Annotated in this window: 8 protein-coding genes; 3 read left to right on the top strand and 5 right to left on the bottom strand. The window is 50.3% G+C overall.

The genetic code is table 11. From position 1 onward, the window contains the following. Positions 1-56: 56 nt before the first annotated feature. The 5 genes from AC4GL5_RS17665 to AC4GL5_RS17685 all read right to left on the bottom strand — a co-directional run bounded on the left by AC4GL5_RS17665 (position 57) and on the right by AC4GL5_RS17685 (position 7,585). Positions 57-1,067, bottom strand: a complete 1,011-nt coding sequence (locus AC4GL5_RS17665) for a DNA cytosine methyltransferase (RefSeq protein ID WP_490384122.1) — start codon at positions 1,065-1,067, stop codon at positions 57-59. A 298-nt stretch (positions 1,068-1,365) separates the two neighbouring features. Then, complete coding sequence (gene gabT / locus AC4GL5_RS17670) at positions 1,366-2,646, bottom strand: 4-aminobutyrate--2-oxoglutarate transaminase (protein ID WP_490384123.1); 1,281 nt, start codon at positions 2,644-2,646, stop codon at positions 1,366-1,368. Positions 2,647-2,736: 90 nt separating this feature from the next. Beyond that, positions 2,737-4,200 (bottom strand): NAD-dependent succinate-semialdehyde dehydrogenase, encoded by a 1,464-nt coding sequence (locus AC4GL5_RS17675; RefSeq protein WP_490384124.1) that lies wholly within the window; start codon positions 4,198-4,200, stop codon positions 2,737-2,739. Between the two features lie 262 nt (positions 4,201-4,462). Beyond that, positions 4,463-6,343, bottom strand: coding sequence for a methyl-accepting chemotaxis protein (locus AC4GL5_RS17680; RefSeq protein WP_490384125.1), 1,881 nt, complete (start codon positions 6,341-6,343; stop codon positions 4,463-4,465). Positions 6,344-6,646: 303 nt separating this feature from the next. Beyond that, positions 6,647-7,585, bottom strand: coding sequence for a LysR family transcriptional regulator (locus tag AC4GL5_RS17685; protein ID WP_490384126.1), 939 nt, complete (start codon positions 7,583-7,585; stop codon positions 6,647-6,649). Between the two features lie 268 nt (positions 7,586-7,853). On the opposite strand from AC4GL5_RS17685, the gene AC4GL5_RS17690 reads away from it, so the two are divergent. From AC4GL5_RS17690 to AC4GL5_RS17700, 3 genes are all read left to right on the top strand, one after another. Then, positions 7,854-8,894: a TRAP transporter substrate-binding protein gene (locus AC4GL5_RS17690; protein WP_490384127.1), complete on the top strand. Its 1,041-nt coding sequence runs from the start codon at positions 7,854-7,856 to the stop codon at positions 8,892-8,894. A gap of 182 nt (positions 8,895-9,076) precedes the next feature. Further along, positions 9,077-9,655, top strand: coding sequence for a TRAP transporter small permease subunit (locus AC4GL5_RS17695; protein ID WP_490384128.1), 579 nt, complete (start codon positions 9,077-9,079; stop codon positions 9,653-9,655). Positions 9,656-9,660: 5 nt separating this feature from the next. Continuing rightward, positions 9,661-10,986 carry a TRAP transporter large permease gene (locus tag AC4GL5_RS17700; RefSeq protein WP_490384129.1) on the top strand — a complete coding sequence of 442 codons (1,326 nt, stop codon included), beginning with the start codon at positions 9,661-9,663 and terminating at the stop codon, positions 10,984-10,986. The last annotated feature ends 106 nt before the right edge of the window (positions 10,987-11,092 follow it).

The raw sequence follows: 11,092 nt of genomic DNA on the forward strand, positions 1-11,092 counted from the left end.
TCACTCCCTGTAGAGGGTAAACTATAGGGGTGACACAGAATTTTGAACACTACCAATTAAGCAGCTTTGCTTGCCTTAGTAGCCGAATCTAGCGCCTTGATAATTTCCTTACCTATTGCTTCAGCGACTGGAGGTGGAAATGCATTGCCAACTTGTCGATATGCTGGGGTTTTCTTTCCATGAAACTCCCACCAATCTGGAAATCCTTGAATTCGGGCTGCCATACGTACAGTAAGTAAAGGCATGCCCTTATATTCTTCTTTATCTTTATAACCGGTATAGCCTTTTTCAGGCGGCTCGTTACCAACTATGCATCCGTTTACATGCAACTCTTGCCATGCTCTTCGAGACCTAGTTGGCCCAAGATCAGGGCCGCCATGTTTTTTCGAGCCACCAACTAAAGTAGGGGCAATTTTATTTGCTCGCAACTTCCACTCATCAGCGCCTTCCCAACCATTTGATGCCATAAGATCATATAAGGCTTCGCCAACAGTTGGGGGCGTAATCACTTTTTGAGGCCAAGAAAAAAAATCTGCGTATTCGGGAAGGAGTGCGACCAAAATAACTCTAGGCCTTAACTGAGGCACACCATAATCTGACGCATTATGCAGCTTCCAAAATGTTTTGTATCCTAGCTTGCTGAGTTTCAGATCGATTTCTGACCTATATTCGTCAAATTTAGGTTCTAACAATCCTGCAACATTTTCGAGCATCACTGCTCTAGGCTGGCTTTTCTCAACGATCTGAAGCGCTGCAGGAAATAAGTCCCGTTCATCATCTTTACCCAGTTGTTTACCGGCTTTCGAAAATGGAGGACAAGGCACGCCCCCTGCAACCAAGTCAACTCCAACAAACTCATGTGCTTGATTCTCAGCAAAGTCTTCGACGCACCCTTCAACAATTTTTTCCCAGCCTAAAGAGTGTTTGGCATTGTTAAACTCTAGGGTCTTATAAGCTGGATTATCTATTTCAATCAGTAGCTTATGCTTAAAGCCCGCTTGGTGTAATCCTAGAGCTTGTCCCCCTGCTCCAGCACAGAGCTCTATCGATGTGTACTCAGTTGCCATGGTAAATCTCCAGAAATGCTGTTTAAATATACAGTGCATCTGGTTAAAATCAAGAAAATAATTCGCTATTTTACGGTTTCACCAGCACTTAACAAGCGCATGTTGTCGGACTGGTTTTTCGCTGCGCTCCAAGCCAACCGCGAATGCGGGCGTTATTCTGAACGCAGTCCCAGAGTGTGGGAACTAGTCCTGTATGTGAGTGCTTGGTAAATTCCTTTTCAGTTCCCCAACTCCACCCAAAAAAATACCCCGGCCTAGGCCGGGGTATTCGGTATCACTCTAGCGTACTTAATATCAATTAAGCGTGCTCAGCGATCATCTTAGCCAGGATATCCAGACCTTCGTTCAGCACTTCGTCGCTCATAGTCAGAGCAGGCAGGAAGCGGATAACGTTAGCGCGGATACCGCAAGACAGCAGGATCAGACCGTGCTTAGGCGCAGCAGCAACCAGAGCTTTAGTCAGCTCAGGGTTTGGCTGGTTGATGTCGCCATTCTGGATCAGTTCCATAGCAACCATTGCGCCCAGGTTACGTACGTTGCCGATGACCTGTGAGTGCTCTTCTTTCATTGCGCTCAGACGCTGGTTCATCTGCTCGCCGATTGCCGCTGCGCGTGCAACCAGGTTCTCTTCTTTGATCACGTCCAGTACGGCCAGTGCCGCTGCACATGCAACAGGAGAACCTGCGTAAGTGCCGCCCAGACCGCCAGCAGGAGAAGAATCCATAACGGCTGCTTTACCAACAACGGCAGACAGTGGGAAACCGCCCGCGATACCTTTAGCCATAGTCATCAGGTCTGGTTCAACACCAGCGTGCTCGATAGCGAACATCTTACCGGTACGACCGAAACCGTTCTGGATCTCGTCAGCGATCAGCATGATGCCGTGCTCGTCACAGATCTTGCGCAGTTCTTTCAGGAACTCAGCAGGAGCCTGGTAGAAACCACCTTCACCCTGAACTGGCTCGATGATGATCGCAGCAACCTGAGACGCTTCGATATCGCAAGTGAACAGCATTTTCAGAGCTTTCAGAGAGTCTTCGATGCTTACACCGTGCAGTTCGTTCGGGTAAGGCGCGTGGTAAACGCCAGCCGGGAAAGGACCGAACTGAGCTTTGTAAGGAACCACTTTACCGGTCAGCGCCATAGTCATGTTAGTACGACCGTGGAAGCCACCATTGAATGCGATGATGCCCGGACGACCGGTGTGAGCGCGTGCGATTTTCACACAGTTCTCAACCGCTTCAGCACCAGTCGTTACGAAGATCGCTTTTTTGTCGCCAGAAATAGGAGCGATATCAACCAGCTTTTCTGCCAGTTCAACGGCAGGCTCGTATGGCGTTACAGTGATGCAGGTATGCGTCAGGTTTTCAACCTGGCCTTTAACCGCATCAATGACTTTAGGGTGGCAGTGACCGGTGTTCAGTACGGCGATACCAGCTGCGAAATCGATGTAGCGGTTACCTTCTACGTCCCACATTTCAGCGTTTTTAGCACGCTCAACGTATACCGGTGCCAGGTTGCCCTGACCTACAGCGAAAACTTTATTCTTACGTTCCTGCAAAGATGCATTAGTTGACATGATGTACTCCACAAATAAAGGCCTGCCTGAGCAGGCCGCAGTAAAATAGGGAGCTGAAAGCGGGGCTGTCAGCTCGGGCTAACCGGGTTATTAACGAATGCCACCCAGCAGCATGTATTTGATTTCCAGGTATTCATCCAGACCGTACTTAGAGCCTTCACGGCCGGTACCGGACTCTTTAACGCCACCGAAAGGTGCAACTTCGGTAGACAGGATGCCGTCGTTTACAGCAACCATGCCGTATTCCAGACCTTCAGAAACACGCCAGATGCGGCTCATGGTTTCGGAGTAGAAGTAAGCTGCCAGACCGAATGGCGTGTTGTTAGCAATTTCGATTGCTTCTTCTTCAGTCTCGAAACGAACGATAGGTGCTACAGGACCAAAGATCTCCTGAGTGAAGACCGGCATTTCCTGAGTGACGTTAGACAGGATCGTCGGGGTGTAGAACAGCTCACCGTGTGCGTGACGCTCACCACCAGTCAGGATTTTAGCGCCCTGCTCAACAGAGGCTTTAACCAGAGTGTCTACTTTGTCGATAGCGGCTTTGTTGATCAGAGGACCCACTTCAACGCCCGGCGTGGTGCCGTTACCGATCTGCATCTCTTCAACGCGCTTAGCCAGCTTCTCAGCGAACTCGTCATGTACACCAGCCTGAACCAGCAGACGGTTAGCACAAACACAGGTCTGACCGGCGTTACGGTATTTGGATGCGATTGCGCCTTCTACAGCCGCGTCGATATCGGCATCGTCAAATACGATAAACGGAGCGTTGCCACCCAGTTCCATAGAGGTTTTCTTAACGGTGTCGGCACACTGCTTCATCAGCAGTTTGCCAACCGGCGTAGAACCGGTGAAGCTCAGCTTGCGAACGATAGGGCTGGAGGTCAGTTCGCCACCGATAGCGGCAGCGTTAGTGCCGGTTACCACGTTCAGTACGCCAGCAGGTACGCCAGCGCGCTGCGCCAGTTCAGCCATAGCCAGTGCACAGAAAGGGGTTTCTTCAGACGGCTTGATCACGATAGTACAACCCGCTGCCAGAGCAGGAGCCGCTTTACGGGTGATCATCGCAACCGGGAAGTTCCAAGGCGTGATGGCCGCAACAACACCAATAGGTTGTTTAACGGTTACGATGCGCTTGTCAGCTGCGTGAGTCGGGATCACGTCACCGTAGGCGCGACGGCCTTCTTCAGCGAACCATTCGATGAAGGAAGCACCGTACATCACTTCGCCCATCGCTTCTTTCAGAGGCTTGCCCTGTTCGATGGTCATCAGCAGACCCAGGTCTTCCTGAGCAGCAACCATTAGGTCGAACCACTTCTTCAGGATAACAGCACGCTCTTTAGCGGTTTTTGCTTTCCAGGAAACCATCGCTTTGTCAGCCGCTTCAATCGCCTGACGGGTTTCTTCTGCGCCCAGGTCAGCAACATCTTCAATGTGCAGGCCAGTAGCCGGGTTTTTAACGCTGAAGGTTTTACCGCTCTGCGCGTTAACCCATTCACCGTTGATGTAAGCCTGTGTCTTAAGTAGCTGTGGATCTTTTAATTTTAGTAACATGTTTTGCTCCAACTTCCTGGCACATAAAGCAAGTAATTCGCCGGCAGGGTTAAATCAGGACATAACAGCCCATGACAATTGCTGCCAAAGTACGTGCATACTAGTTAAGGGTCTTGTTTTAAAAAATGAGTAACAATCAACGCATAGTTTGGTTAAGGCTGAACAAATGCGCCTGAAAACGCTTTGCGGTGGATCAACGTTAACCCTATGAACCCCGTTCAGGCCACAGAATACGTGGGCTGAAGGGGGTTGCGAAAGTTGCCTATACCGTAAAGGCTTCTGTCAGTTTTTCCAGTTGTTCCGCACGTTCATAGGTGGCACGTGTGTTATCGGAGATCTGACGGTTGGCCTGATTGTTGTTCTGAATCTCACCGGCGATGCTGTCCATATTTTTAGCCATATCACCGGTTGTCAGGGCAACCTCGCGAATAGCCTGACCAATGGCGTTAGCCTGTTCTGCGGCTTCTGAGGTTTGCTTCTCTATATGGCGAATCGCTTCTTCTGCTTTTTCACTGAGTTTGCGGCCGGTTTCAACCTGGCTACGGCTCTGGTTGATGGCGTTTACCACATCTTTGGTACCCTGTTGGATGCGCTCGATTTTTTCGGTAATGCTGGCGGTCGCTTTTACGGTCTGTTCGGCCAGTGTGCGTACCTCATCGGCAACCACGGCAAAACCGCGACCCGCTTCTCCGGCTCGGGCGGCTTCAATGGCAGCGTTCAGTGCCAGCAGGTTGGTCTGTTCGGCAACGCCCTGAATCAGTTCGATAACAGTATCGATCTCTTTCGACTGCTCGCCCAGCTGTTCAACGGAGTGGCTGGTGCTTTCAAAGGCTGCGGCAACGGATTGCAGTGATTCCAGCGCCTGAGAGATCACCTGAGCGCCATCAAGTGCTGAATCGTGGGCGCTTTGAGTGGCATCGCTAACCTGTTGACCGCTTTGGGCGATCTGTTCGGTGGTCACGCTGATCTCTTCAGTGGCTGCAACCAGTGAGGTACTGCGTTGGCCGATGGTTTCGCTGCTGTGCTGAATATTCTGCTGCGAGTGGTCGGTCTCGTCGGAGATCTGCTTCAGGCTGTGAGTGCTGGTTTTGATATGGCTGACCAGATCATGAATCTGGCTGCACATGCTGTTGGTGGCATCTGCCAGCTGATGGAACTCATCGCTGGGGTTGGAGCCTTTCGCCATGCGGGTGGTCAGATCACCGGAGGCGATCTGGTTTAGTGTGCTCAGCGCCCGCTGCATATTGCGGGAGATAGAGGTCGCCACAGACCCGATAATCAGTACCGCTATCGCTACCAGAATCAGACTGCCGATAATCAGGCTGCTACGGGCACTGTCACGGGTATCCTGAACATTTTGCTGGGCTTCCACTGCCAGAACATTGACCAGTCGATGTGTCGTCTGTTGAATCTGCTCGTTCAGCTGGTTACGTAACCGGTCGAGTATTTTCTCATCTTTGGCGTGTTTCAGCTTGATGGTTGCCATTGCCAGAAAGGCCGCTTCATAACGATCCGTATCTTCGGCAAACATATCTTCAAAGTTAAAAGCGCGCACATCACTGCGCAGCTTTTCAATCAGATCCAGAACCGCCTGATGGTGGACCTGATCTGAGTTGATCAGAAAGTCCTTTTCAGCGTTACGGATCTCTTTAAAGGTGCTTGAGAAACTGTCCAGAATGCCTATTTTTTCAACCACTTCAGTCGCTGTGTTATCAAGCTTCCGAATCAGGCCCTGTTCGCCTTCAAGTTGAAGGCTGAACGAGATACTTTCTTCCAGAGTGCCGAGGTAGCTGGGCATCAGATTAAGAATTTCACTCAGTAGGGCGCGGGCCTGATTGTCTGACAGGTTATCGCGGACCTGAGTTAACGAGCTTTTATAATTAGTTTTAAGCTGTTTAACGGTCTGTGCCGCCTGGTTTAGCGCATCTGTTTTGGGTTGTTCTTTCAGTTTTTCAAGAATAAGAAGTTTGGATTGTAGCTGGCTGATCTCGGTGCTGGCCTGATTAATCTGATTCTGACCGGTTGAGGCATCGTTCATGGTGCCCAGCACTGAGATGCTATAGACGCCCATGATGCCAAAGCCGACGACAATGACGGCAACAATAAGAATCAGCTTCTGTCTAAGCGAGAAGTTGATATTCATCCTGTTCTACTCCTGGTTTATAGATGAACTCTTTGATCCGGCTGGTCACCGAAAGGAGTTTCTTATGAGGTTCGGGGGTTGTTGTTCAGGTTAGTACTTATTATTTGTGGGAACTCCGATTCTTGCGGTCCAAACCGGAGTTTCAGGCACTACTTCGCGACTTTAGGGTTAAGGCTTTTGTCTAACAATCGATCGACTTCAACGTTTAGTTTGGTTTTTCTGAAACTTTGATCAAGGTCATAAAAGCTTGGTTTATCGCGACGCCTTGTCACACTGGGGTTACAGCCGCTTGTGCAGAAAAATCTAATACGGTGGGATTTCGGTTGAGTTACCAAAATACTGATAAATGGTTTCTAAAAATAACGTTTTGGCTCTATTTGGCTTTTTCATCTGTTTATAGATCACCGCGGCGCCTAGTGTGAAGTGTTTGTGTCGTCGGGCGATCGCTTTCAGTTCGCCTTTCTCGACATAGGGGCGGGCCACCTCTTCCGGCAAAAAGCAGATAAATTCACCTGTCAGAGCCAGTGCGATGCGGGATTCGTAATGATAGGAGCTACCCGCCAGGTTCATCTCACTCAGCTGATGATAGATCTCTTCATGGGGTTGCAGGCCTGCATGAACCAGCTTGGCATCACAGATCATCTCGTTGGTGATGAGGTCATCTTCAAGGTGATACAGAGGATGATCTTTGGCGCAATAAAGGTAGTTGTTGTCGGTGAACAGATGAATGTAGTTCAGCCCCTGCAGTTTGCGGTGATAGGGGATAAAGGCGATATCCAGATCCCCGTTGAGAACCTGACGCTCCATATCCCGCATGTGTTCCACTTCAAAGCTAAGCGTTACTTTAGGGGCTGCTTTACAGTAGGCGCGCATCACTTCAGGGATGCGACAGCGTTCGTCGTTGCTGTAGGTGTCGCTGAGGGCGATACGTAACTGACCGGCGGGGCTTTCGCCCAGGTTGTTCAGCGTACTGCGGAACTGGTCCAGCTGGGCCAGCAGTTGTTTGCTCTCTTCATAAACCACGGCCCCTTCGTCAGTCAGCAGAAAACCACCCCGACCCCGTTTACACAGGGGCATACCCAAACGCGCTTCCAGTCGAGCGATATGGTTACTTACCGTCGGACGGCTGATATTCAGTTCAGCGGCCGCAGAGGTAAAGCCGCCACTTTCTACAACAGTTTTGAAAAGTTTGAGCTGCTTCAGTTCATAGTCACTGATCTGACCCAGAGAGGGTTTTTTCATCGAAGGCCTCACCTGCAACCAATCCGGATGCTTTTTTCAAAGCGTTCAGAAGTCACAGTCTAAAGTAGCGGTTATACATAATGACGCATCAAAGGGTAACACAGGGTCAACCTTAGCAGGGTTATGAGGTTTGTTACGTAAAAAAAGTGAAACCTTTGGGTAGATATTGGTTGGTTTATCCGGCAATTGGCTTTTGTGATGATCTGACGGCGCAAGGGGTAAGCCAAAAAGGCTACTTAATAAAAAACTATAAGATCAGGTGAGACATATGTTCACTAAAAAGACAATGTTCGGGACATTAGGTCGCTACAAGAAGAAATTTTCAGCGGCGGCACTGGCCCTGACTCTGGGCGTGGCTGGTATGGGTCAGGCTGCAGCAGCAGAGCACAATTGGCGTTTCAGTAATCTGTACAGCCGCGGAACCGCTTTCGGTGAGGTTTACGAAAGCCTGGCCAAAAATATTGAGGATCTGTCTGACGGCCGAATCAAGGTTCAGGTTCTGTACTCCGGCGAAGGCGTGGGCACCAGCGGTCTGCTGGGCGCTGTTAAGTCTGGCCTGATCACCATGGGCGCGCCTTTCCAGTCGATGCACGCCGGTGAGCTGCCAGCGGGTGTGGTTGAGATCGGTCTGCCCGGTGGTACTGATGATCCTAAAGAGCTGCAGGCACTGTTCCACGAAAAAGGTTTTGGCGATGTACTGACCAAAGCTTACGGCTCTCAGGGTATGGTTTGGCTGGAACCCTACATCCAACCACCGGTTTATATTCTGACTAAAAAACCGATTAACTCGGTTGAAGACTTTAAAGGCCTGAAAATACGTGCGCCAGGTGCTTACGGTAAGTTCCTGCGTAACCTGGGTGCCTCTCCGGTATCCCTTGCCTGGAGTGAGATCTACACCTCTCTGGCCACTGGCGTTATTGATGGCTCCATCGGTTCCAACATGATCGACCACCGCGATGGTAACCACGTTGAAGTAGCAAAATACATGTACCGTCTGCCGCTGGCTGGTGCGCAGGTTCTGCCGATTGTGGTTAACCGCAACGCCTGGAAGAAACTGCCGGATGATCTGAAAGCGGCTGTTCGTAAAGCGACTGAGATTCATGCTGCTGACCAGCTGCGTCTGTCCCGTAAATGGGAGTCTGAAGCCGTTGCAGAAATGGAAGCTAAAGGCCTGAAATGGAGCCCTGAGCCAAGCGAAGCAGACAAGAAAGCATGGGCCGATGCCGGTGCCAGTCTGTGGGATGAGTACGCTGCTAAGGATAAGTACAGCAAACAGTTGATCGATATTCTTCGCAAAGAGCAGATGTAAGTCGGATTAAAGTGTCCGCTTGATTCGGGTAAAACCTATCGGGCTGGCGCATTAATTCATTCAACATCTTGGGGAGCGCCTTTGGGCGCTCTTTGTGCTCCGTTTATTAGGTGAGCCTTTTGGTAGGTAAACCCTGTTTAGGTAAACCGCTTTTAGGTGAGTCTTTTTGTTAGGTAAAAAGTATGACTGCATTCCTCAGAAACCTGTGTCAGCTGGTGGACCTGATTGTTCGTCTGTGTGGCAAAGCTGCGGCCTATCTGATGCCTGTTTTGGCATTTGTTGTTGCCTTCGAGGTTTTCTCCCGTTACGTGTTAAATAGTCCGACGATTTGGGCGTTTGACCTGTCCCTGTTTCTGTTCGGCTATATCGCTGCTTTGGGTGGTGCGTATGCGCAACAGCAGCGCGCACATATCAACGTGGATATTCTCTATTTCCGGGTCTCTAAAAAATCCCGCGCCGTGTTCAATCTGGTTTCCTGGTCTTTGGGTATCTTCTTTTTGCTTCTGGTGATTCAGATGTGCTTCGGTAAGTTTGAGGAAGCGATTGAATACGATTATCGCCGCCAGAGTGAGTGGGCACCGCCTATGTTCCATTTCTGGATCATGATGATGGCCGCCGGTGGTTTGTTTGTGGCTCAGCTGGGCCGTGACATGTTGGCAGAAGCCTACTACCTGATTACCGGTCAGCCTCTGATCCCGGAAGAGAGTTCAGGCGAAGACGATAACGATAACAAGGCACAGCAAACTGAGGCGGCGGAATAATGGATCTGGGTATTGAAGCATTAACCGGCGTTCTGCTGGTCTGTATTTTCTTGTTCTTCGCATTAGGTGCGCAGGTGGGTCTGGCACTGGGCGGCATCGCCATGGGCGTGGGCTATATGGTTTGGGGTGATGGTCTGTTTAATATTATCCCCTCAACCATAGAGTCGACCTATTTCAGCTTTATTTTGCTGGCGATTCCTCTGTATATCTATATGGGGCAGCTGCTGACCAAATCCGGCATTGGTGATGCCATGTTTAACTTCAGCCAGTTGGTTGTCGGTAAGGTGCGTGGCTCGCTGGCGATCAGTGTGATCGGTGTTTGCTCTATGATTGGTGCCATGGTGGGCATTATCGGTGCGGGCATTATGACCTCAGGTTCTATCGCTCTGCGCCCGATGCTGGAACGGGGCTATGACCGTAAACTGGCCTTGGGTGTGATTATGGCCGGTGGTGGTCTGGGTATTCTGATTCCGCCAAGCATTCCGATGATTATGTTTGCGGCCTCGACTCAGAACTCCGTAGGTCGTATGTTCCTGGGCGCTATGATGCCGGCACTGCTGACGGTTTTCTGTCTGATGGCTTACGTGGTGATCAGCTGCTGGCTGAAGCCGGAGCGTGCCCCCATTGATTCTCAGCAGGATGATTTTGTTCCTCATACCCCGAGCGAGCGCTTCCGTGTCATCCGCGATGGTCTGTTCTCGCTGCTGCTGATTGTGGCAGTACTGGGCAGTATTATCACCGGTATTGCGACACCGACCGAGTCCGGCGCTATTGGTGTAATGGGTGCTATTGTTCTGGCGATTCTGTTCAAGCGCTTTAAGTGGGATATGTTTAAGGCGGCTGGTCTGCAAACCGGTACTTTGGTCAGTGTGGCGATGTGGATCATCTTTGGCGCATCGGTCTTCAGTAACTTCCATCTGCTGATGGGTGTACAGAATATGGTGGCTGATTTTACCAGTGGTCTGGATATGCCACCGATCATGATCATCATTATGTTCCAGCTGATCATGTTGTTACTGGGCTTTATCATCGACGAATTCATTATCGTTCTGATGTGCGCCCCCCTGTTTACACCGATTGCTGTATCACTGGGTTATGACCCGATCTGGTTCGGCGTACTGATGATTCTGAATATTCTGATTGCGGTACAGACTCCGCCCTATGGTTTTGCGCTTTTCTATCTGAAAGGCATCGCCCCGGCGGGTATCGGCATGGGCGAGATCTACCGCTCGGTGACGCCGTTTGTGATGATCAACGTGATGGTGCTGATTCTGTGTATGGTATTCCCGGATATCGTACTTTGGTTGCCGAACACTGTAATGGATGGCTAGCAGGTAATCAGCGAGCCGCTGGTTTTCGTTATCTGCAATGGAATGCGTCATTGTCTAGTCCTGATATAAGTTGACACTTTTTTACAGCGCCCGATGAACCTCATCG

Source organism: Oceanospirillum sp., assembly GCF_982874595.1.

Excerpts from the sequence above, each read along its gene's own strand:
- AC4GL5_RS17685 (WP_490384126.1), bottom strand. The coding sequence starts at position 7,585 with ATGAAAAAACCCTCTCTGGGTCAGATCAGTGACTATGAACTGAAGCAG.
- gabT (WP_490384123.1), bottom strand. The coding sequence starts at position 2,646 with ATGTCAACTAATGCATCTTTGCAGGAACGTAAGAATAAAGTTTTCGCT.
- AC4GL5_RS17680 (WP_490384125.1), bottom strand. The coding sequence starts at position 6,343 with ATGAATATCAACTTCTCGCTTAGACAGAAGCTGATTCTTATTGTTGCC.
- AC4GL5_RS17665 (WP_490384122.1), bottom strand. The coding sequence starts at position 1,067 with ATGGCAACTGAGTACACATCGATAGAGCTCTGTGCTGGAGCAGGGGGA.
- AC4GL5_RS17695 (WP_490384128.1), top strand. The coding sequence starts at position 9,077 with ATGACTGCATTCCTCAGAAACCTGTGTCAGCTGGTGGACCTGATTGTT.
- AC4GL5_RS17690 (WP_490384127.1), top strand. The coding sequence starts at position 7,854 with ATGTTCACTAAAAAGACAATGTTCGGGACATTAGGTCGCTACAAGAAG.
- AC4GL5_RS17675 (WP_490384124.1), bottom strand. The coding sequence starts at position 4,200 with ATGTTACTAAAATTAAAAGATCCACAGCTACTTAAGACACAGGCTTAC.